This is a genomic window from Rosenbergiella metrosideri (assembly GCF_022602565.1).
Classification (GTDB): domain Bacteria; phylum Pseudomonadota; class Gammaproteobacteria; order Enterobacterales; family Enterobacteriaceae; genus Rosenbergiella; species Rosenbergiella metrosideri.
On the sequence record NZ_JALBCV010000014.1, the window covers coordinates 66,456 to 86,550 of the forward strand.

A 20,095-nucleotide genomic window follows, 5' to 3' on the forward strand; every position below is an offset into this window, starting at 1 on the left:
GACTTAATATGGCAGATAATTTGGCTGAACCGCGGACTTTTACTCAGCGTTTTTTTATTTCTTTAGGTAAAATAATTCTACGATCGAGTGGTGAATTCGAAGCTCGTCATTCACTTATTCCTACCACCCCAAAAATTGAAAACTATCATTTCCCTTGGGTAGAAAAACTCGAAGCGGCTTATCCGCAAATTCGTGATGAATTAATCGAACTATTAAAATCACCAGAAAAGATCCCTGCTTTTCATCAAATATCACCTGATCAACAACGGCTATCAAAAGGAAATAACTGGAAAACCTTTGGTATGTATGTATTTGGTGAGCGAATCGATAATAATTGCCGCTTATGCCCGCATACCGCTAAAGCCTTAGCCGCGATTCCCAATATGCGCACCGCCATGTTCTCAATATTACAGCCACACTATCATATTGTTCCCCACCGTGGGCCCAGCCGAGCCATGGTACGTGTACATCTAGGTTTAATCGTGCCAACGCACCAGCCCGACAAGTTATGGATTCGTGTCGATAACCAAATTCTACATTGGGAAGAAGGAAAGGTAATTATTTTTGATGATTTTTACGAACACGAAGTCCGAAACGATACCGATGAACTTCGGGCGGTACTTTTTATTGACGTCGATCGACCGATGGATAAACTCGGGACTTTCGTCAATAAAATATTTTTTAACTTAATGAAAGTTAGCCCGTATGTGAAACAACCACTAAAAAACTTGGCTAACTGGAAGAGTTAAAATAAATTAATCCTTCTAATGTAAATTGCATCCATTCATAGTGTTTTTATTTTTAAAAAAATATTAATTTCGCTTAATTTATGAGATGGAAACTCTATTTACCTAATAAAACATTGATTGATGAATAGGATGCATAACTACATCCTAAATTAGAGGGGAATATCCTTCGTCAGATCCATTACACTTTTAGTCATTCAAACTGTAATTAACGCTACGATGACTTCGCTTTTCCATCCCCTGCAGCGAGCAATCATTCCCATTATCATCTCAACTGCTTTAAGTGATATGCCGCAGTTAGTACTTCGCGCTATCGAGCAGGGGCTCGATCAACAACTCCCTATTTCAACAGCGAATTTTTCCAAAATCGAAAAAATGATGCCTTTGCACAATACTTCATTGGGACTAGCTATCTCAGCATGCTATCGACCGAAGGGATCAACATTGGTAACGTCGTGTTTGAACCAGGATACCACAATAACTCGCATATTCACCATGGTAGTGGGCAAATCTGATTAGTCACCGATAGCTATGGCTGGTATCAAGCTTAGAATGAATCTGCGCAAGTCTTAAAGCTAGACGATATGGTGAAGATTCCCGCAGGAGTCAAACATTGGCATGGCATGGCGTGGCGAAAGATAGCTGGTTCGCCCATGTAGCCCTTGCCGTTCCTGCTGTAAATGCAAGCAACGAATGGCTAGAGCTGGTGACTGATGAATATTATGCCACGTTAGACTAATTCTTATGTGCCATGGTACCCCCTTCCCCTCAAGCCTTGATCAAGTGAGTGGATGCAGTAAAGCGTATTACTTTATATCCGTTTTGCCAGTCTGCTTTTCAAAATCGACTTTCTTTTGAGCCTCTTGGGCATTCTGGCAATTTTTGCTTTGCTGGTCGTGCTGCTGCGTACACTGTGTCAATATTTTGTTCCGTAAGGTGGCATCTTTCATAAAATCGGCTGGCGTATAGGCCTTGTCACAACCACTTAACACTAATACCCCCACAACGACTAGAACTTTCTTCCCACATTGACCCATGGTCATCTCCTTATCGCTCGTCAATACTAACATAGCATAATGAGTCAATTTCTCTTATTGCTTACCTTGATAGTTATCATGATAAGTAATAAGATGAACACTCATTTCTAAGGCTAAAAAAATGAACGATAAAAAATTTCTCGCTGAAAACTTCGCACATCGCCCATTAGGTATGCGACTGGCAATGCTAGCTAGACTCTGGCGTACGGTGGTCGATCACGCTCTGATCGAGACAGGCCTTACGCAAAGCCGCTGGACAGTATTAATGCAATTACGAGTAGCAGAAGGACCGCTGACGGTGAGTGAATTAGCATTCGCCATGGGAATAGAACTGCCCCCTTTAACACGGACATTAAATCAACTAGCAGAAAGCGGACTTATTATTCGCGTAGAAGATGCAAACGATCGCCGTATTCGTTTAGTCAAACTGAGTACGCTAGGCGAACAACAGGTCGCACAAGTGAATCGGGTCGTGGAAGAGTGCCAGCGTAAAGTCAGCGAGGGTTTTCCTCCTGAGCAATTAGAGGAGTTTAGTCAGACCTTAAATCTTCTCACTGAAAACATGAGCAAGCTTATTTAGCTCTTAATAAACCCTTTATGAAACGTAAGTAAACGATAATGACCCCAGAACAACAATTTTCTCGTTGGGTAAAATTTACGCTGATTATCTTTACAGCCATGTTTGGCTACTTTTTGGTTGCCGACATTTGGTTTCCACAAACACCAGAGTCTACCGTGATGCGTGTCGTCACCCCAGTGTCGTCCAGAGCGCCGGGTTATGTCACGCATATCTATGTCACCAACAATAGCCAGGTGAAAAAAGGGGATCTATTATATGAAATTGATCCTCGCCCCTACCAAAACCAAGTCGAGTCTGCACGTATCGCTTATCAACAAGCGATTCTGGATAATCAACAAATTGATGCACAGATCCGTGCAACGCGTGCCAAAATCCGAGCCGCACAACTCGATGCTCAAAATGCTGGACGGGATTATCAACGCTACCACGCTCTAGACCATAACCAGCTGATCTCGCGTCAAGCCCTCGATACCGCCTATACTACTTGGCAAACTGGTTTACAGACAGTTGAAAATTTAAAGGCAACCCTGAATCAATTAATCATTTCTCGCGGTAGCCGAGACGGCAATAACATTACATTGCAGAAGTATCAGAATATGTTTGAGGAGGCTAACCTCAACCTTAATTATACCAAAGTCCGTGCAGACAGTGATGGCGTAGTCAGTAATCTGCAATTGAAAGAAGGTTGGTATGCTAATGCAGGTGTCGCCTCAATGGCCCTGGTCAATATGACGCCTGATATCATCGCTGATTTCCGCGAAAAGAGTCTTATGAAGACCCACATCGGTACCGCTGCAGAGATCGTCTTCGATGCACTACCTGGGCAAGTTTTCAAAGCAACCGTTGCCAGCCGCGATGCAGGCGTCATGGCAGGCCAACAAGATATCAATGGTTATCTGGCTTCGCCCCAAGAATCGAACCGTTGGGTCCGCGATGCACAGCGTATGCGTATCCACTTAGCTTTGGATCCTAACCAACCCATCGACCTCCCGGCGGGTGCTAGGGCAACAGTTCAGCTTTATAACAGTGACAATGGCCTGTCGTCTTTCTTAGGCCGTCTCCAAATCCGCCTGATAAGTCTCTTACACTATGTTTATTAGTCGACTTTTAGAACGTATGTCTTCGGCGAAATATAAACCTCTCTCCGGCAATGATCTGCGGCATATGCTGCGCATCACTTTTGCCGGTAGCATGGGATTATTCCTCCACAGCTGGATAGATACGCAATATGGCGTATTTTACGTCGTCTACCCCATCATGCTAACGGGGCTAGTGCCGATCTTTACTCTACATATTGCTCGTCAAATGGTGGCAAATGCTATCATCAACTGTGTAGAGATGCTGCTTCTATTTACCTTCTTGGTTAATTACCCTCTGCCCATGACGTTGGCCGTTTTCATACTCTATACCTTGCGCTTTTATCTAATGAGTCGCGGCCCCCTCTTCCTTTTTGGATCGATGGGCGTTATTTGTCTAAGTGTGATGCCTGACTTCCTCAGTTACGCCACGACGGATATGAATGATCTGATGTTTTCCAATATCGTCGGCAGTTTGCTGGCAGTAGTACTCTCTGCGGTGGCCTGCTTTATTTTCCCCGACACAGAACCGCGTCAGCGCCCTGCACCTATTGATAAAAGCAGTTCTCGGATTATGCACGAGACTTTACTCGCATCCGTTATAGCCACACTACTGTTCGTGATATTTCAGGTGTATACCTTAAGCGATTCGTTAGCAGCGCTGATGGCCGGGATTTTCGCACTCTTTCCCATGCACTATCGGGGAGCCATTCTTTCGGCCACTTGGCGCATAGTAGGGGTGATTGTCGGCTGTATGTTTGCGCTAATTATTCAGCTAATTATGTATGACTTTAGCCGCCATTTGCTGCTGCTTTTACCCTTGGTGAGTTTGGCATTGATTCTGGCCGCCCGAGTGCACGTGTTTGAGAAGGTAGGATCCGGCGTCGGCTTTTCCATTCTCACGACGCTCGGGCTTATCTTTGGGCAGTATATGCATCCTAACAATGACATTGTTTTCAGTGACCTCTACCGATTAACGTCGGTCACTGTGTCACTGCTTGCGACCTTAGTTGTGACGTTCGTGATGCATAAAATCTTAAACTGTTTCACCGCCACGCGTTTTGTCCAGAACGAATAGTTAGCAATGCGGGGAGCCTTAGTTCATCTCATAACAGCGTGAGGTGGCGATATTTTGATCGCCACCACTGCCCGCACCTACCACGGTACACATAATATAGTGCTTACCTTTTTTTAACGTGACCGTCGGTCCGTTAGTATCGCGCTGAGCAGTAATGAGTGTAGCACCTTCATTAAGCAGTTTATCCAGCGGAACGGAGAGGGGCTTTAACGTTGTCGGTAACTCAAGGGTATTACCGGGAACTTTTGCACCAGCCTCAGGTGGCCATTGTGCTAAGGAGTACGGGCTAATAAAGAGTGCCATGCAACTTAGGATGAGTGTGATCAATTTCATGCTCAGCTACCTCAAAAAGAGTGGTTTGATGCGCAAGTGTATCCCAATCAGGCTTATCCTCTGAATAGGTCTTTAAATTTATTAAGATAAATCTGGCAGAGTGGCGAATTCTTTTCTAGGATTAAGACATCACCCTTATCACTATCCCACAAGAAGAGGTCGGAAAGCATGAATATGATTTCAAAAGGATTGTTGGTCGTTGTTGCCATGACAGCTCTAGCGGGTTGCCAAGCTCCCAAGCCAGGTGCTAACGGCGCACTTGAAAATGGTCGCCCTGTAGCTCCTAGTGGTCAATCAGTACCTGGTGGCCCAGTCGGTTCAGGCCCAGTAGGCCAGCCGCAATCATAATAAGAAGGAGCCTCAAGGGCTCCTTTCTTTTTAGCAACAGCGCATGCCTCCCTTCCCCTTTCCTGCATATCTTGCTTGCTGACGTTCACGGAAAAAATCTTCATAACTCATCACTGGGCTGTCAGGGTGTTTGAGCTGCATATGCTGCACATAGTGCTCATAATCAGGAATTCCTACCAACATATTACCTGCCTGCGCCAAGCATTTTTTGATCTGTCGTAATTGGCGGAAAATCATCTTTTAGTTACCTATGTTTTAATGATGAGAACCAGATGACATCGTTTTCTTCACGACATCGGGATCTAGCTCAACATACGCTGTTTCCAGATCGGTGCGCTGAGGTTGACGAGTAGCCTGCCACCAAACTTTGATGCCATAGGCGACAATACCGTAGACCACGACGAGAAAGAGAATACTCAATCCAGCATTGGTATAGTTGTTGACGACAATGTGTTGCCAATTAGCAAGCTGATCCGACGCCACCGAGCCGGTTCCCTCTGCAATTTTTTGGCGGTAGAGCCGTGCCATATAGAAAAACCCTTCTGCTTGCGGGTTATCGCTGAAAAGTTTCAAGACTAAGGCCCAAGTGGTACAGATCATCAACCATACAGCAGGAACAATGGGTACCCATATATAGCGGTCCCGCTTCATTTTTGCGAGGATCACGGCCACCAGTACCAGTGCGACCGCGGCGAGCATCTGGTTTGAAATACCGAACAGTGGCCAGAGGCTTTTTACGCCACCCAGAGGATCAACAACCCCCTGATACAGTAAATATCCCCATAGCCCAACACATCCTGCTGTACCTAAGATCCCTGCAAGCAAAGAGTTGGTATTTTTAAAACTCGGGATAAAGTTACCCAGTAAGTCTTGCAGCATAAAGCGGCCAGCACGCGTACCTGCATCTAACGCAGTTAAAATAAACAGTGCTTCGAACAGTATTCCGAAGTGATACCAAAATCCCATATCAATGACAGGAATGATGGTATGGAACACCATGGCAATCCCCACAGCCAGCGTTGGTGCGCCGCCTGCACGATTCAGAACGGAAGGTTCGCCGATTGCCGCTGCTGTATGCTGAATAGTTTCTGGAGAGATCACAAAGCCCCAGCTACTTACCTTGGCTGCAGCTTGTGCCGTCGCAGCTTGCAATTGCTGCATGATCAGTGCCGCATTATCTCCGCCCAGTTCATGAAGGTTAGGCATGGTAATACCCAATCCAGCCGGGGGCGTATTCATTGCAAAATACAAACCTGGCTCAATAATCGCGGCGGAGACTAATGCCATCAATGCAACGAATGATTCCATCAACATAGCGCCATAGCCAATAAACCGCGCGTCCGTTTCATTAGCCAGTAATTTAGGTGTGGTACCGCTGGAAATTAAGGCGTGGAAACCGGATACCGCGCCACAGGCAATAGTGATAAATAAGAAAGGAAAAAGCGCGCCTTTCCATACAGGACCATTACCACTGATAAATTGCGTTACTGCTGGCATTTTTAACTGAGGATGAAGAATGATAATCCCGATTGCTAACCCGACAATTACCCCAATTTTTAAGAAGGTGGCCAAATAGTCCCGTGGCGCAAGAATCAACCAGACCGGCAACAGAGCAGAGACAAATGCATAGCCAATCAATGCCCAGGTTATCGTGGTATCTTTAAACGTGAGTGCCGGTCCCCAATAAGGGTCGTGAGCAATTACACCACCAGCCCAGATAGCCAGAAGCAATAATATCCCCCCGATTATCGACACTTCACCCACCCGTCCTGGGCGAATAAACCTCATATAAATACCCATAAATAGCGCTATAGGTAATGTTGAGCAGACGGTAAAGACGCCCCATGGGCTTTCAGCAAGTGCTTTAACGACGATAAGGGCAAGAACTGCTAGGATAATGATCATTATCAGGAAACAGCCAAAGAGCGCTAGAAACCCTGGAATGGCACCCATCTCTTGCTTGACCATTTCACCTAACGAATGACCATTGCGCCGACTCGAGATGAACAACACCATAAAGTCTTGTACCGCTCCCGCAACAACGACCCCGGCTAATAACCAGAGCGTCCCAGGTAAATAGCCCATCTGTGCCGCCAATACCGGGCCGACCAAAGGCCCAGCGCCAGCAATTGCGGCGAAATGGTGTCCGAAGAGAACATAGCGGTTGGTCGGGACATAGTTTAAGCCATCACCATTAACAAAAGCGGGAGTGGCACGCGTCGCGTCAAGGCCGAGAACATTGCGCGAGATATAGAGGCTGTAGTAGCGATAAGCAACAAGATAGACCGAGATGGCTGCAATCACGAGCCATAATGCGCTGATACTTTCTCCTCGACGAAGTGCAACAACCCCGAGACACCCTGCGCCAACTAAAGCAACCAATAACCAGAGTAGGTGCTTTTTTATAAAGTTTTTGTCCATAGTTTTCCTGTATGAATAATAATTTCCAAAAGCCAAAGGCAAACCACAGCATCTTGTTCATAAATGCTGGGCGAAAGGTAGAATGGTATTACAGATATGGGAGTAGGGTCACACGAATATTAGGGATAAAAGTCAAACTGCGGCAGTTTACATTCTAACTGCTGAGAAAAAGGTCATTTAGCCCAAATTTGAAGCCAAAGCCAGTGATAATGCGGGGTGGATAGTGAAAAAACAGTAGAGGGAAGAGACTGACCAAAAGGATTAGCCTTTCAAGTATTAGCGAAGTGTTGACGGAAGATAAAAACGGAAAGGCCCAAGTTAGCAAGCTAACTTGGGCCTAAATTTTGGCGGAACGGACGGGGCTCGAACCCGCGACCCCCTGCGTGACAGGCAGGTATTCTAACCAACTGAACTACCGCTCCGCGCTTGTCCCCCGTCGGGAACGCTGCGTATACTAATCAGGTTACTGATTTTCGTCAATAATTATTATGACGCACAACGTTCGTTTGCTTCTTTTTCGATCAGCGCATCAGCGCCACAGGCACTGGCCCGATTTTTTGATGATTCGATCCAGGTAGGCTTCATGCTCAGCCTGTTCGCTTTCCGTTGCGCTTATTACACGAAGTTGCCCCGATGCTTGCGCAGTTCGGTGCTGAGCGAGCAAACCCGCTTCTGTCGATTGTTCCGTCTCGCCGCTAAAGGTCAAGGTGGTTTGTCCACCCGTCATCGAAAGGTAAACGTCGGCAAGGATCTCCGCATCGAGTAATGCGCCGTGCAACGTTCGTTTTGTATTATCGATATCGAATCGGCCACATAACGCATCTAAGCTGTTTCGTTTTCCTGGAAACTGTTTACGCGCCATCACCAAACTATCCGTAATGGCGCAAAACTCGCTGGTATGACCAATACCCTGCTTGAGTTTGTCGAATTCGTAATCCATAAAGCCGATATCGAAGGGCGCGTTATGGATGATCAGTTCGGCCCCTTTGATATAATCAAGAAATTCCTGCGCAATATCGGCAAAGGAAGGCTTATCAATTAAGAACTCGTCAGAGATGCCGTGGACACCAAATGCTTCAGGGTCTACTAACCGATCTGGTTTAATATAAACGTGGAAATTATTTCCCGTTAAACGACGATTGATGACCTCAACGGCACCAATTTCGATGATTCGATGACCTTCATAATGTACGCCGACCATATTCATGCCCGTTGTTTCAGTATCAAGGACTATCTGGCGGTTTTTTACTGTGCTCATAGCTCTCATTCCGATAAACTTATCGTTTTACCCAAGGAAGTCTACCAGATATGCGTAAACAGGTAGAAGTTTTCACCGATGGCTCCTGCTTAGGTAATCCAGGGCCAGGAGGATATGCGGCGATTCTCCGCTATGGCCAACATACCAAAGAGTTCAGTGAGGGCTATCATCTCACCACGAATAATCGTATGGAATTACTTGCGGCGATTATCGCGTTGGAGGCGCTGTCACAGTCCTGTGACGTAACGCTCACCACGGATAGCCAGTATGTTCGTCAAGGTATTACGCAATGGATCCACAACTGGAAGAAACGCGGATGGAAAACGGCGGATAAGAAGCCGGTGAAGAATGTCGACTTATGGCAGCGACTCGATTTGGCATTGAAAGATCATACTATCCACTGGATGTGGGTAAAAGGCCATGCTGGACACCCAGAAAATGAGCGTTGTGACGAATTAGCTCGTCAAGCTGCAAGTCACCCTACCCTCCCCGACAACGGTTATTTATCCGCTTCGTGATGATCGCCCAGTGAGCAAATTTGGCGACTCACATTCACCGCTGGTCGTAAGCGGGCCCCCTGAGCTAAAGCCCTTTTTTTCGCTAAGGTGAGAGGATAGGTCCGCTTTCGCGCCAAGATAAGATGATTACAACCGAGGCTTGGAAAGTGGCGGGTTAATATTCCAGTCTGCGAACGCCAAGGGAGGAGTTGTGTCGCACGGTAACTGACAATTTCGTAATTTAACAAGCTTAGCCAATCAATTAAGCGGCTTTTGGGATAAAAACGGGCCTTGTTCACTACTCCGGGCCATACGCGCACCAGTCCTAATAAACTAAATGGGTTGAATTCCGACAATATCATCCATCCATCATCGACTAATACCCGATCGACCTCTCGTAACACCTGATGGGGATCTTTACTCCATGCTAAAGCATGAGTGATTAAACAAGCATCAATCGATTTACTCATTACGGGGAGTTTTTCTTTATCGCCGACTAAATCCACCTGGGTGACATCATTACCGATCCTCACTTGATGGCTTATCGCACAGCGACTAGTATCGATAGAGTGGCTTAGCGCCCCAATCTTAATGAAATGCGAACCATAGAGTTTACTTAACCAAGGTTGTATCTCATCACTGACTAGCGTCTGGAACTGTCGCCCCCACCGCAACTCATGCCACTGCGAAGGGCTGGAAAGAGAACGACTGATTTTTGCAATCTTCATTAAGTAATCACTGGTTAGATGACAAAGGAATCATTATGAGCTTAACACTAACAGCCCTGCCCGCATTAGAAGATAATTATATATGGGCTTTGATCGATGACAATAAACGGGCGATCATTGTCGATCCTGGAGAAGCTCAACCGGTTTTAGAGGCTATCGCTCAAAAAAATTGGAAACTTGAAGCTATTTTGCTGACCCATCATCATGCTGATCACACTGGTGGCGTTGACGCGCTTAGTCACCACTATCCCTCAGTACCGGTATATGGCCCCCAAGAGACACTTAGTAAAGGAGCGACCCAACAGGTCGAGGAGGGAGATAACCTAGAACTCCTCAATCATTCCTTTACGGTTATCGCCACCCCTGGTCATACTTTAGGCCATATCGTCTATTACGCTAAGCCCTATCTATTCTGCGGCGATACACTTTTCTCCGGTGGCTGTGGACGCCTATTTGAAGGAACCGCCGATCAAATGTTTACCTCGTTGAGTCGGTTAAATCAGCTACCCGATGAAACGCTTGTGTGCTGTGCCCACGAATATACGCTCTCTAATTTGGACTTCGCGCATCATCTCTTACCGCAGGACCCGATGGTGAGTGATTATCGTAACAAAGTAAAAAAATTACGCGAGAATCATCAAATAACCCTCCCCACTACGTTGGAAACGGAACGATTGATCAATGTTTTCTTAATGACTGATCAGCCGGAGATTATCGCATGCTTTGAAGATGATCCCACACTGACCACCCCTGCACAGCGTTTCGCAGCGTTACGCCGTCTTAAAGACCGGGGGTAAGTTTAGGGTTGTGTTAGGCGGCATGCTCACGTATCATTGCCTGTCTTTTAATCAATCAATGAACTTATATGAAGACTAAAGCGATATTTCTCGCCTCAGTCTTGTTGTTCAGTTGCCATGTATCAGGGAGTGATGCGGGCGAGCCTGAACAACATGCACAGAGTCTGTCTTCAGCGAGTCAGGGAAGTGATGGGAATCTCGGAGAACGCATGTTGTCTCCCCATTGGCAGGATGATGGGAATGCAACCGCAGAAAATAGTGATCTCTGGGAAACCATTAGCGACAAGTTGAAGATGAAGGTTCCGAATAACCCTCGGGTCCGCGAACAAAAACTGAAGTATTTGAAGGATAAGAGTTATCTCCACGAGGTAACTGCTCAAGCAGAACCGTATATGTACTGGATTGTCGACCAGATACAGAAACGAAAGATGCCGATGGAGCTGGTACTTTTACCTATAGTGGAGAGTGCTTTTGACCCCCATGCAACATCCAATGCTAACGCGGCTGGAATTTGGCAAATCGTAGCAAGCACGGGGCGAAATTACGGATTGAAACAGACGCAGTGGTACGATGGAAGACGCGATATCGTTGCTTCTACGAGCGTAGCGCTGAATATGTTACAACGTCTGAACAAGATGTTTCATGGCGATTGGCTGCTCACTGTTGCAGCGTATAATAGCGGTGAAGGTCGAGTTCTGAACGCAATGAAAGCTAATAGAGCACGGGGTAAGCCGACCGATTTCTGGAACTTATCTCTGCCTAAAGAAACGACTGTTTATATTCCGAAAATGTTGGCGTTGAGCCAGCTGATCAAGAATCCAAAACAGTACGGCATTAAGTTACCTAAAGCCAATACCGGCCGAGCCTTAGCTAAGGTGAACATCGGTAAGCAGATTAACTTAACCCAAGTCGCCTCAATGACAGGAATTCCTGTGGGACGGCTTAAAAGTTTTAATGCTGGCTACAAGCGCGGTACAACAGCGCCGAGTGGACCGCAGTATGTGATGGTACCGAAATCGCATGTCGTGAGGCTGAAAGATTCCTTAGCGACCGACGATATTCAAGCTGTGCAACCTATGGCAGTGGCAGCAACGAGTTCAGTTTCACGTTATAAGGTTCGATCGGGTGATACCCTATCAACTATAGCAGCAAAACACGGATTGAGCGTTAAAGCCTTAAAGTCGATGAACAATTTACGTACTGCACAGGTACGCATTGGTCAGACCTTAGAGCTAGGCGGTCAAGATAAAAACAGCAGGCAACAACTGGCTGATAATGGAAATAGCATCACCTATAAGATTCGCAAGGGTGATTCTCTTTCCAGCATCGCAGAGCGTCACGGCGTTAACATCAAAGATGTTCTTCGTTGGAATGGAAGTTTGACGCGAGATGAACAATCGCTGCAACCAGGTAAGAAACTGACGTTATTCGTTAATAACTCGTAATATAGACTGAAAAAAGCTGTTCTTTCTGAACAGCTTTTTTTTTATTCAATGAAAATCCAGCCACCCTGTTTACCTTTTACTTGTTCGGTAAGCGCTGCATGTCCCCGCGCTAGGGTACAATCCTGAGCATTATCGTTTTGCTTACCGGTTTCAAGAGGAAGATGAGCGCGTAAATAGCGGTCAAGTTCTTCATCGCCACTGCTTTCACCCGCAACGTCTGTCAGGACGGTTAATCCTTTCTCGGGGAGCGTCAATCGATGAAAGAATTCCCCTACCCGTTCGTGCAGTTGCTGCGTAGTAAAATGCGAGGATTGTAAGATAATCTGTAATCCCCACCGATCACGGTAGACACGCTGGCGGCAAGCAACGGCATAGCCCACTGCCTCTACCTCCCGCAGTTGGTGATAAAAGGCGCTTTCGTAATAACCTGCTAACTGTTGGTAAACCTTTAAGGATCGATACGAAGTCAAAGGATAGGGAATAAAAGCTACTATCGTCGCTGAGTCACTCCCTGGCGCCTGATAAACTCTATTTTGCTGAAGAGGCTGTTTGTCCACCTGAAATCTCTGCCAGCAAAGAGGAAGGTTACTGAGCATCCCTTGTAAAATTTCAGCATCATGTTGCGTCGGACCGATAAAGGAAACCATCCATCGGTCAAGCTTCTCAGCCAAGAGGCTTGGCACATTCTGTAAGAGCTCCCTAAGCGATAAAGATCCATAGCCGTCAATTGAGCTGACCGGAAGTTCGCTCGGCCAATATTCAATAATATTGGCTATACACTCATGAAGATCGGCAAACTGTTCAAAACGGATAAAAAGTAAATCGTTGCCGTTAACCTGCTGCCAAATGACTTTCCCCGCAGCATGTCTCACAAGACTAAATACTGGCGATAGAGACTGGGTGAGGATTGCTCGCACTTTATCAGAGATGGCGGCGCCCGCGGCGGGACGTAAGAGCATGCTCACCCCCCCCTTCGGGTCATATTCATAATGAAGCGGTACATGACAACCACTGGCTGTTATCGGCAGGACGTCTCTAGACGTTACATGAGATTGCGGATAGAAGATAAACGTATCATGGTCATAAGTCATGCCCTTCATCACAAGGGGAGAGGCTTGAAATTGACAAGCAAGTCCCTGACATTCGACGGTTTGAATGGCAGACTCCTGTCGACTCCGCAGTAATGCAAAGTCATTAATGGATGACAGCGCTTGTTGTAGAGGTGTAGGGATTAATTCCTCTTCTGTCGACGTCGCAAATATAAAGCCTAAGGCGTGTTCGCGAAGGAACTCCATAGCCGGTAATCGTTGCGCTTCTGTTTGCGCGAGTTGCCGATAATGAGCGAACTGGGGGGTAGAAAGTTGTGAAGCTGCTATGCGCCACTGCTGCCAGAGAGCTAAACTTCGTTGAGCATCCGCTTCAGAAAAGTCAGCGCCCTCTAACCATAACGTAAAGAAAATTTGTTGATTATCATGATAATGGCGCTCAACCCTAACTGAGAGATGATGCCCAAGTCTCCGACTAATCACTTGGCAAAGCGATCCCGGCGCGGTATCGGTCATCAGTTCAACGAAGATCGGCCAATCGCTCAAGCGACTCATCTCAATAACCTGCGTTATCCCTAACCCAGCCTGTTTGGCGAGACAAATTTCGCCTTGCCAATTCTGCCAACCAATCGCAGCGCTCTCTACAACTCGACTGGCGGGCTGCGGATCGATGGCGGATGGCGTATCGGATAATACAAAGCAATCCGCTACCGCGTCGTATTGCTGCTGGCAGCTTAGCGGTGACGCTATCCATACTTGGCTACGCTCCAGGGCATAGCCTTGAGTGTAAAAATGTTCCAGTGCTGCCCCTAACGCTGTCATATCGTTGCCAAAAGCCTTTGCATTACCAATATGAAACTCGGCAAAGGCTGACGGATGCTCAATTTGACTGTGGAGGGCTGCGCTAGCTAGCGCATGAGGCGATCGAGAATAAAGTCGAAACTCTTCGTCAATTACAGCCGTTTCACGTAAAAGATCCGCCGCCGCAAAGCGCGGAGCAGTCAGCATGTCTTTTAAACGCAGTAGGCCTTGTCGAAGATCAGCAGGATCAACTTCAAAGTAGTAAGCAGTATAGTTCTGTTGAGTGGTTGCATTGAGTCGTCCACCTTGCTGTTGAACCCAAGGCATCAGGCGCTGTTGTTCAAGAAACTGCTCCCCCCCAGAAAAAACCATATGCTCGGTAAGATGAGCTAACCCCGGCCACTCCTTTGGCTCCTGATGGCTACCGACGGGAAAGATCCAAACCACTGCCGCGCGCTGCAGATGAGGAATCTGCTCGATATTCACCTCAGGTCCTGAGGATGAGCAGTAGCGGCGAGCCTCAGCGATTTTCCCCATGCCTATACCGACGTTTTAAAAATTAACTCGGAATTACGCTGGTGCCGGAACTGCAGCTGCTCTATGGTCATCTGGCAATGATTCGCTTCTTCTCTCGCAGCAAGAATTTTTCCGTGGTGAGTAGACTTGCTGCATACCGGATCAGCATTATCGGCATTACCCGTTAACATATAGGCTTGGCAACGGCATCCACCAAAGTCTTTCTCTTTTTCATCACAAGAGCGACAAGGCTCTGGCATCCAGTCGTAACCACGGTAACGATTGAAGCCAAAAGAGTTGTACCAAATATCGTCGAGACGATGTTCAAGTACCGATGGAAAGTCAATCGGTAGCTGACGTGCGCTGTGACAGGGTAAGGCTTTGCCATCCGGCGTAACATTCATAAAAATAGCCCCCCAACCGCCCATACAGGCTTTAGGACGCTCTTCATAATAATCTGGCGTGACAAAGATAAGGTTAGTCAAATTACCTGAAGCAGCCATTTTCTCTCGATACGAGGCAACCACCTTCTCAGCATCGGCAATCTGTTTTCTGGTCGGTAGCAATCCTTCTCGATTGAGTTGCGCCCACCCGTAGAATTGGCAAGTCGCCAGTTCAACATCATCCGCTTCGAGCTCAATACAGAGTTCAATGATCCGATCGATCTGATCGATATTGTGCCGATGTAAGACAAAGTTCAGTACCATGGGATAACCATGGGCTTTGACCGCTTTAGCCATCTCAAGCTTCTGCGTGAAGGCTTTTTTGGAGCCTGCCAAGGCAGCGTTCAACGTTTCGTCACTGGCTTGGAAACTGATTTGGATATGATCCAGACCGGCTTCGGCAAACAGATCCAATTTTTTTGCGGTTAGGCCAATTCCAGAGGTAATCAGATTGGTATAAAAACCGAGTTCGCGTGCCGCCGCGATAAGCTCAGGCAAGTCCTTACGCGTCAGCGGCTCGCCCCCTGAAAATCCAAGCTGGACACTGCCCATTGCACGGGCTTGCTTGAAAACGTCGATCCATTGCGCGGTGGTTAGCTCTTCTTTTGCTCTAGCAAAATCCAAGGGATTCGAACAATAAGGACATTGTAACGGGCAGCGGTATGTCAGCTCAGCCAGCAACCATAGCGGTGCTTTAATTTCTGGATTACTTTGCATCGTTCAGTAGAATCCATTTTTGACGGTAAGCCGCCTGGAGAAAATCGATAACATCCTCATCTACGCCCCCCGCATCAGGAAAGCGTGTATTGAGTTTCTCTATGATGAGGTCGACACTGGCGACACCGTCAACTAATGCTAAAATCATGGCTGCCGACTCGTTGAGTTTAGCCATACCCTCAGGGTAGAGGATCACATGCTGTTGTTGAGACTCTTCCCACTGCATGCGATAGCCACGGCGGAAACAAGGTACTGCTGATAAAGTCATCATCATTTACACCAAACGCGTCGTGTGCCAAACCGGTTGGTCCGTCACTGTGTGATAAGGGGCACGATCTAAACTATAAGCCATGGTCATTGCATCTAGCATGGTCCATAAGATATCGAGCTTAAATTGTAAGATCTCCAACATACGCGTCTGTTTTTCGGCCGTATCGAAAATCTCTAAGGCTAAGGATAGCCCATGCTCGACGTCTCGCCGAGCTTGCCCCAGACGGCTCCGAAAATAAAAATAGCCATCTTCCTTGATCCAAGGGTAGTGCTGCGGCCAGCTATCTAATCGAGATTGGTGAATTTGCGGCGCAAAAAGTTCAGTCAGCGAGCTGCACGCAGCTTCCTGCCAGTTAGCTCGACGCGCGAAATTTACATAAGCGTCGACCGCGAAGCGTACCCCAGGTAAAACATGTTGTTCAGAGAGCAACGCTTCTCTCGTTAAGCCAACGGCTTCGCCTAACTGTAGCCAAGCCTCAATGCCCCCTTCACTCTCTCCATAACCATCGTGGTCAAGAATACGTTGTACCCATTGACGTCTTACGCTGGGCTCAGGACAGTTCGCCATAATGGCAGCATCTTTTAACGGAATATTTGTTTGATAATAAAAACGGTTGGCTACCCATCCCTGAATTTGTTGTTTTGTTGCTTGCCCGTTATGCATAGCAATGTGGTAAGGATGATGGATATGATAATAAGCCCCTTTACCGCGTAGGGCCTGTTCAAAAGCTTCTGGTGTTAGCGTTTCGCTAATATGCATTTTATTCTCCCAACGTGATTTCCATACCATCCCAACTCACTTCGATACCCGCCTTATCAAGGCTTGCTCTTTCCGGAGAGGACTCATTAAGTATTGGGTTAGTGTTATTAATATGAATTAGAATTTTGCGCTGAGCTTTGAGGGTTGCCAGCATTGCTAGCATGCCTTTCTCTTCGGAAAGGGCTAAATGGCCCATCGCTTTGCCAGTATTACGTCCTACACCGGTTGTCACGAGCTCATTATCCTGCCAGACGGTCCCATCAATAAGTAAGCAATCGGCTTTTTGTAGCCAAGGCAAAATAACGTCATCGGGTTCGCCCAAGCCAGGAGCATACAATACACTTTTACCAGTAGATTCGTCTTCAATGAAGAGCGCCACATTATGGCCCGGTAAGGGCTTATCACGCCAAGGAGAATAAGGGGGCGCATTACTGATGATCGGGATTGGCGTAAAGCGTAGTTGCGTACATACGCGGGTTTTAAAAGGTTCCATCGGTACAATAGGCTGATGCAATAAACCACCATTCCAATGCGTTAGCATCGGAAAAATTGGAAACCCCGTCGAAAGATCTTCATGAACTTCTGCAGTACACCATACACGGTGGGGACAACCTTCACGCAGGCTTAACAGACCCGTACTGTGATCTATTTGGCTGTCGGTAAGAATGATATCGCCTACCGTGGTACCACGCAGATAACCGTGTTTAACAAACTCCGGGGTATGACGAATTTGCTCGGAGATATCGGGAGAAGCATTACACAATACCCAATCTTGCCGATTGTCACTAATCAGTATCGAGGATTGTGTACGGGGTCGCGCGGGGATAGAGCCTTCTCTGACGCCCTGACAGTTGGCACAATTACAATTCCATTGAGGAAAACCACCACCGGCGGCAGAGCCTAATACTTTGATAAACATAGAAGTGTCGATTTATAGAGAGGAAGATGCCCGTACTGGTATACGGGCATAGATGTGTTGCTTAGCGGTTAGAGATGTACAGAGTAATTTCCATACCTAAACGCATATCTTCAAATTCTGGTTTTTTCCACATAGTGTTATCCTCATTATTATCATCTAGGTAATCATAGATTACCTTGGGGGAGTAAATGTTGCGCTAATGTTTCTCCAAGGTCAACACTAAACCAAAATTAATCATCATTATTGACCCCAGGTGCGTTCCAGTACCCTTACCCAGTTTCCATGCATTATTTTCTCTAAGCTTTCAGCAGAAAATCCTCGCAGTTTAAGCCGCTCAACCAGCAAAGGGAGACCGGTGACATCACCTAATGCTTTTGGGACCGATACACCATCAAAGTCAGAACCCAAAGCGAGATGTTCATCACCAATCAGTTCAGCGACATAACAGAAATGGTCGGCTAATATGTCTAAGTCGGTCTCTTCATCACGTGCGCCATCGGGCCGGACAAAAGCATTGCCAAAGTTTATTCCCACGACTCCTTCGCTATCACCGAGCGCTATCAATTGTTGGTCTGTTAGGTTACGGGGTTGTGCACAGAGTTGATGAACTGATGAGTGAGTAGCGATAAGCGGTTGGTTACTAAGCTCGGCAACTTCCCAGAAGGTTTTCTCATTCATATGAGAACAATCAATCACCATTTTATTAGCTACGAGCTGAGTAATAAGATCTTTTCCAGCCGAGGTGAGACCCGGGCCACTATCTGGCGTTCCAGGAAAGAGCCCCGTTACCCCTTCCCCATAGGCATTGGGAGTATTCCAAAAAGGTCCTACGCTTCTAACACCCGCTTGATAAAACGCGTCGAGGGCGTGGCTGTCGAAAGCCAATGCCTCCGCACCTTCTATATGCGCAATTGCAGCAAACACTTGGTCTTTTTTAGATTGATGCAACTCTGCAGCAGTAGTGCAGAGTTGCATTTTTCCATCAGACTGCTTAATCAAGGTTGTTAAGATTGAGAGTTGCTCCCACATCACCTCGAGAGGGTTTTCAAGCTTTTTAGCGTGACGGGGATATTTTTCGGCAATGTAATGCTTAGGTGGAATAAAAATCGCAAAGAAGCCAGCAATCAGGCCAGCCTGTTGTATACGCGGAAAATCGAGATGCCCATCGATCTTTTCGAAGAAAGCGCCAGGATTATCTGGATAGTTTAACCATAGGTTAAGCAAGAGATCATTGTGGCCATCAAAGTAGTTCATGCTAAGTCACTCTTTAGGTAAAACTAAATTCTGCTAATAACGGATTGTGGTCCGAGGCTTCTGTTTTTAATACTCTTGCATTCTCGATAGACATTCCTCGATAAAAAATAAAATCGAGAGGACGACCAAAAGCTCTCCTGCGGTGGTCATGATCAAAATGCACTTCTTTTAGATGATGCATATGAACGAAGTGATATAGAGAGTTGCTGCGAGGCTGGCTCCACGCATTAAAGTCGCCCGCCATGAGTATCGGGCCACAATGGTGTTGCATATGTTCGCCTACCGTCGCCAATTGCTTGCGATAGACTTCTATTCCTAAACTAAAATTAACCGCATGCATATTAACTGCCATGAGCATTTGGCCGTTGGGCATGGGGTAGACGGTAATCAGAGCTGATTTAGCTAAGCGTAGTAAAGGCTCACGCTCTCGCAGTGGACAACAGAAAATCGGGGCGCTTTTCGCTAGTGTCATGACCCCAGAAGGATGTTGGGGAAAAGATAAAGCAGGGACTTGGTCAACTGCAATAAAATGGCACGTAGCAAAAGTGACTAGTTCTGGCGTCGTCTGCGCTTCTTGTAGCATAACCAAATGGCTATCTTTACCAAAATCAGTGATCACTGACTGCCACTCAGCACGTTGCTGCTTAAAGATATTCCACACCAAGACTTTCAGATTTTTATAATCAGGAAGTAATGCTCCTTCCGGTAAGCGATGGACAAATGGAAATTGCAGCTCCGGTGGGAAGACCTGTTCTGCAGGTTGACCTGCTGTATAACGCATAGCAAATGTCTTTTTTCGCACGCTGAAGCTATCCCTCATTTATGGATGACTATCCATAATGATATCAGTCTGCAGAGAAAAATAATGGCTTTAAAAGCGGTGTTTCAGGAAGAATTTTCCCAAAGCAAAAAACCCATACTATTTCTAGCATGGGTTTCTCTTAAAAAGTGGCGGAACGGACGGGGCTCGAACCCGCGACCCCCTGCGTGACAGGCAGGTATTCTAACCAACTGAACTACCGCTC

The 20,095-nt window shown here is 46.7% G+C and carries 22 protein-coding genes, 1 tRNA gene and 1 pseudogene; 9 read left to right on the top strand and 15 right to left on the bottom strand.

Going from position 1 to position 20,095, the window contains the following annotated elements:
• The first annotated feature begins 8 nt into the window (after positions 1 to 8).
• Both MKR94_RS12885 and MKR94_RS12890 read left to right on the top strand, forming a co-directional pair.
• Complete coding sequence (locus tag MKR94_RS12885; RefSeq protein WP_241647262.1) at positions 9 to 749, top strand: aspartyl/asparaginyl beta-hydroxylase domain-containing protein; 741 nt, start codon at positions 9 to 11, stop codon at positions 747 to 749.
• A gap of 368 nt (positions 750 to 1,117) precedes the next feature.
• Positions 1,118 to 1,485 (top strand): annotated as a pseudogene (locus MKR94_RS12890) (cupin domain-containing protein); the annotation flags it as partial.
• Positions 1,486 to 1,552: 67 nt separating this feature from the next.
• Here the strand turns inward: MKR94_RS12890 and MKR94_RS12895 are convergent.
• Positions 1,553 to 1,783 carry an EexN family lipoprotein gene (locus MKR94_RS12895; protein WP_241647263.1) on the bottom strand — a complete coding sequence of 77 codons (231 nt, stop codon included), beginning with the start codon at positions 1,781 to 1,783 and terminating at the stop codon, positions 1,553 to 1,555.
• 121 nt (positions 1,784 to 1,904) lie between these two features.
• Between MKR94_RS12895 and MKR94_RS12900 the strand changes: the two genes are divergently transcribed.
• Genes MKR94_RS12900 through MKR94_RS12910 form a run of 3 tightly spaced genes read left to right on the top strand, consistent with a single transcriptional unit; the run spans position 1,905 to position 4,517 of the window.
• Positions 1,905 to 2,363 (top strand): MarR family winged helix-turn-helix transcriptional regulator, encoded by a 459-nt coding sequence (locus MKR94_RS12900; protein WP_241647264.1) that lies wholly within the window; start codon positions 1,905 to 1,907, stop codon positions 2,361 to 2,363.
• A gap of 35 nt (positions 2,364 to 2,398) precedes the next feature.
• Positions 2,399 to 3,463, top strand: a complete 1,065-nt coding sequence (locus MKR94_RS12905) for an HlyD family secretion protein (RefSeq protein ID WP_241647282.1) — start codon at positions 2,399 to 2,401, stop codon at positions 3,461 to 3,463.
• The gene (locus MKR94_RS12910; RefSeq protein WP_422047528.1) at positions 3,453 to 4,517 is read left to right on the top strand and encodes a DUF2955 domain-containing protein; all 1,065 of its coding nucleotides are present in this window, start codon (positions 3,453 to 3,455) and stop codon (positions 4,515 to 4,517) included. The genes MKR94_RS12905 and MKR94_RS12910 overlap by 11 nt, the downstream gene beginning before the upstream one ends.
• Before the next feature lie 18 nt (positions 4,518 to 4,535).
• On the opposite strand, the gene MKR94_RS12915 is transcribed toward MKR94_RS12910, so the two are convergent.
• A complete protein-coding gene (locus MKR94_RS12915; RefSeq protein WP_241585885.1) occupies positions 4,536 to 4,850 on the bottom strand; it encodes a hypothetical protein in 315 nt (104 codons plus the stop codon).
• 168 nt (positions 4,851 to 5,018) lie between these two features.
• Here MKR94_RS12915 and MKR94_RS12920 point away from each other — a divergent pair, with 168 nt between their 5' ends.
• Positions 5,019 to 5,198, top strand: a complete 180-nt coding sequence (locus tag MKR94_RS12920; RefSeq protein WP_241647266.1) for a hypothetical protein — start codon at positions 5,019 to 5,021, stop codon at positions 5,196 to 5,198.
• A 30-nt stretch (positions 5,199 to 5,228) separates the two neighbouring features.
• On the opposite strand, the gene MKR94_RS12925 is transcribed toward MKR94_RS12920, so the two are convergent.
• From MKR94_RS12925 to dnaQ, 4 genes are all read right to left on the bottom strand, one after another.
• Entirely contained in the window at positions 5,229 to 5,432 is a 204-nt protein-coding gene (locus MKR94_RS12925) for a YbdD/YjiX family protein (RefSeq protein ID WP_048913658.1), read from the bottom strand.
• A gap of 21 nt (positions 5,433 to 5,453) precedes the next feature.
• Positions 5,454 to 7,619 carry a carbon starvation CstA family protein gene (locus MKR94_RS12930; RefSeq protein WP_338328027.1) on the bottom strand — a complete coding sequence of 722 codons (2,166 nt, stop codon included), beginning with the start codon at positions 7,617 to 7,619 and terminating at the stop codon, positions 5,454 to 5,456.
• Positions 7,620 to 7,964: 345 nt separating this feature from the next.
• Positions 7,965 to 8,041, bottom strand: a tRNA-Asp gene (locus tag MKR94_RS12935).
• A gap of 107 nt (positions 8,042 to 8,148) precedes the next feature.
• Entirely contained in the window at positions 8,149 to 8,877 is a 729-nt protein-coding gene (gene dnaQ / locus MKR94_RS12940) for a DNA polymerase III subunit epsilon (RefSeq protein WP_241647267.1), read from the bottom strand.
• Positions 8,878 to 8,927: 50 nt separating this feature from the next.
• Between dnaQ and rnhA the strand changes: the two genes are divergently transcribed.
• Complete coding sequence (gene rnhA, locus MKR94_RS12945) at positions 8,928 to 9,395, top strand: ribonuclease HI (protein ID WP_241647268.1); 468 nt, start codon at positions 8,928 to 8,930, stop codon at positions 9,393 to 9,395.
• Here rnhA and MKR94_RS12950 read toward each other — a convergent pair.
• A complete protein-coding gene (locus MKR94_RS12950; RefSeq protein ID WP_241647269.1) occupies positions 9,377 to 10,102 on the bottom strand; it encodes a class I SAM-dependent methyltransferase in 726 nt (241 codons plus the stop codon). The genes rnhA and MKR94_RS12950 overlap by 19 nt on opposite strands.
• 35 nt (positions 10,103 to 10,137) lie before the next feature.
• Here MKR94_RS12950 and gloB point away from each other — a divergent pair, with 35 nt between their 5' ends.
• Positions 10,138 to 10,899, top strand: coding sequence for a hydroxyacylglutathione hydrolase (gloB, locus tag MKR94_RS12955; RefSeq protein ID WP_241647270.1), 762 nt, complete (start codon positions 10,138 to 10,140; stop codon positions 10,897 to 10,899).
• Positions 10,900 to 10,967: 68 nt separating this feature from the next.
• Positions 10,968 to 12,344, top strand: coding sequence for a murein transglycosylase D (gene mltD, locus MKR94_RS12960; protein WP_241647271.1), 1,377 nt, complete (start codon positions 10,968 to 10,970; stop codon positions 12,342 to 12,344).
• 41 nt (positions 12,345 to 12,385) lie between these two features.
• Here mltD and MKR94_RS12965 read toward each other — a convergent pair whose 3' ends face one another.
• The 8 genes from MKR94_RS12965 to MKR94_RS13000 all read right to left on the bottom strand — a co-directional run bounded on the left by MKR94_RS12965 (position 12,386) and on the right by MKR94_RS13000 (position 19,872).
• On the bottom strand, positions 12,386 to 14,728 hold the full coding sequence (locus tag MKR94_RS12965; RefSeq protein WP_241647272.1) for an insulinase family protein: 2,343 nt from the start codon (positions 14,726 to 14,728) through the stop codon (positions 12,386 to 12,388).
• A gap of 2 nt (positions 14,729 to 14,730) precedes the next feature.
• Positions 14,731 to 15,867, bottom strand: coding sequence for a pyrroloquinoline quinone biosynthesis protein PqqE (gene pqqE, locus MKR94_RS12970; RefSeq protein WP_241647273.1), 1,137 nt, complete (start codon positions 15,865 to 15,867; stop codon positions 14,731 to 14,733).
• A complete protein-coding gene (gene pqqD / locus MKR94_RS12975; protein ID WP_048911594.1) occupies positions 15,857 to 16,135 on the bottom strand; it encodes a pyrroloquinoline quinone biosynthesis peptide chaperone PqqD in 279 nt (92 codons plus the stop codon). Before pqqD ends, pqqE begins: the two co-directional genes overlap by 11 nt.
• A gap of 6 nt (positions 16,136 to 16,141) precedes the next feature.
• Positions 16,142 to 16,897, bottom strand: a complete 756-nt coding sequence (gene pqqC, locus MKR94_RS12980; protein WP_241647274.1) for a pyrroloquinoline-quinone synthase PqqC — start codon at positions 16,895 to 16,897, stop codon at positions 16,142 to 16,144.
• Between the two features lies 1 nt (position 16,898).
• The gene (gene pqqB / locus MKR94_RS12985) at positions 16,899 to 17,816 is read right to left on the bottom strand and encodes a pyrroloquinoline quinone biosynthesis protein PqqB (protein WP_241647275.1); all 918 of its coding nucleotides are present in this window, start codon (positions 17,814 to 17,816) and stop codon (positions 16,899 to 16,901) included.
• 61 nt (positions 17,817 to 17,877) lie between these two features.
• Positions 17,878 to 17,949 carry a pyrroloquinoline quinone precursor peptide PqqA gene (gene pqqA / locus MKR94_RS12990; RefSeq protein WP_099823985.1) on the bottom strand — a complete coding sequence of 24 codons (72 nt, stop codon included), beginning with the start codon at positions 17,947 to 17,949 and terminating at the stop codon, positions 17,878 to 17,880.
• Positions 17,950 to 18,056: 107 nt separating this feature from the next.
• Positions 18,057 to 19,070, bottom strand: coding sequence for a dipeptidase (locus MKR94_RS12995; RefSeq protein ID WP_241647276.1), 1,014 nt, complete (start codon positions 19,068 to 19,070; stop codon positions 18,057 to 18,059).
• 13 nt (positions 19,071 to 19,083) lie between these two features.
• A complete protein-coding gene (locus MKR94_RS13000; RefSeq protein ID WP_241647277.1) occupies positions 19,084 to 19,872 on the bottom strand; it encodes an endonuclease/exonuclease/phosphatase family protein in 789 nt (262 codons plus the stop codon).
• Between the last annotated feature and the right edge of the window lie 223 nt (positions 19,873 to 20,095).

Excerpts from the sequence above, each read along its gene's own strand:
- MKR94_RS12930 (WP_338328027.1), bottom strand. The coding sequence starts at position 7,619 with ATGGACAAAAACTTTATAAAAAAGCACCTACTCTGGTTATTGGTTGCT.
- MKR94_RS12965 (WP_241647272.1), bottom strand. The coding sequence starts at position 14,728 with ATGGGGAAAATCGCTGAGGCTCGCCGCTACTGCTCATCCTCAGGACCT.
- pqqB (WP_241647275.1), bottom strand. The coding sequence starts at position 17,816 with ATGTTTATCAAAGTATTAGGCTCTGCCGCCGGTGGTGGTTTTCCTCAA.
- gloB (WP_241647270.1), top strand. The coding sequence starts at position 10,138 with ATGAGCTTAACACTAACAGCCCTGCCCGCATTAGAAGATAATTATATA.
- pqqE (WP_241647273.1), bottom strand. The coding sequence starts at position 15,867 with ATGCAAAGTAATCCAGAAATTAAAGCACCGCTATGGTTGCTGGCTGAG.
- MKR94_RS12910 (WP_422047528.1), top strand. The coding sequence starts at position 3,453 with ATGTTTATTAGTCGACTTTTAGAACGTATGTCTTCGGCGAAATATAAA.
- dnaQ (WP_241647267.1), bottom strand. The coding sequence starts at position 8,877 with ATGAGCACAGTAAAAAACCGCCAGATAGTCCTTGATACTGAAACAACG.
- pqqC (WP_241647274.1), bottom strand. The coding sequence starts at position 16,897 with ATGCATATTAGCGAAACGCTAACACCAGAAGCTTTTGAACAGGCCCTA.
- MKR94_RS12885 (WP_241647262.1), top strand. The coding sequence starts at position 9 with ATGGCAGATAATTTGGCTGAACCGCGGACTTTTACTCAGCGTTTTTTT.
- pqqD (WP_048911594.1), bottom strand. The coding sequence starts at position 16,135 with ATGACTTTATCAGCAGTACCTTGTTTCCGCCGTGGCTATCGCATGCAG.
- MKR94_RS12915 (WP_241585885.1), bottom strand. The coding sequence starts at position 4,850 with ATGAAATTGATCACACTCATCCTAAGTTGCATGGCACTCTTTATTAGC.
- MKR94_RS12920 (WP_241647266.1), top strand. The coding sequence starts at position 5,019 with ATGAATATGATTTCAAAAGGATTGTTGGTCGTTGTTGCCATGACAGCT.
- rnhA (WP_241647268.1), top strand. The coding sequence starts at position 8,928 with ATGCGTAAACAGGTAGAAGTTTTCACCGATGGCTCCTGCTTAGGTAAT.
- MKR94_RS12995 (WP_241647276.1), bottom strand. The coding sequence starts at position 19,070 with ATGAACTACTTTGATGGCCACAATGATCTCTTGCTTAACCTATGGTTA.
- MKR94_RS12950 (WP_241647269.1), bottom strand. The coding sequence starts at position 10,102 with ATGAAGATTGCAAAAATCAGTCGTTCTCTTTCCAGCCCTTCGCAGTGG.
- MKR94_RS12895 (WP_241647263.1), bottom strand. The coding sequence starts at position 1,783 with ATGGGTCAATGTGGGAAGAAAGTTCTAGTCGTTGTGGGGGTATTAGTG.
- MKR94_RS12900 (WP_241647264.1), top strand. The coding sequence starts at position 1,905 with ATGAACGATAAAAAATTTCTCGCTGAAAACTTCGCACATCGCCCATTA.
- mltD (WP_241647271.1), top strand. The coding sequence starts at position 10,968 with ATGAAGACTAAAGCGATATTTCTCGCCTCAGTCTTGTTGTTCAGTTGC.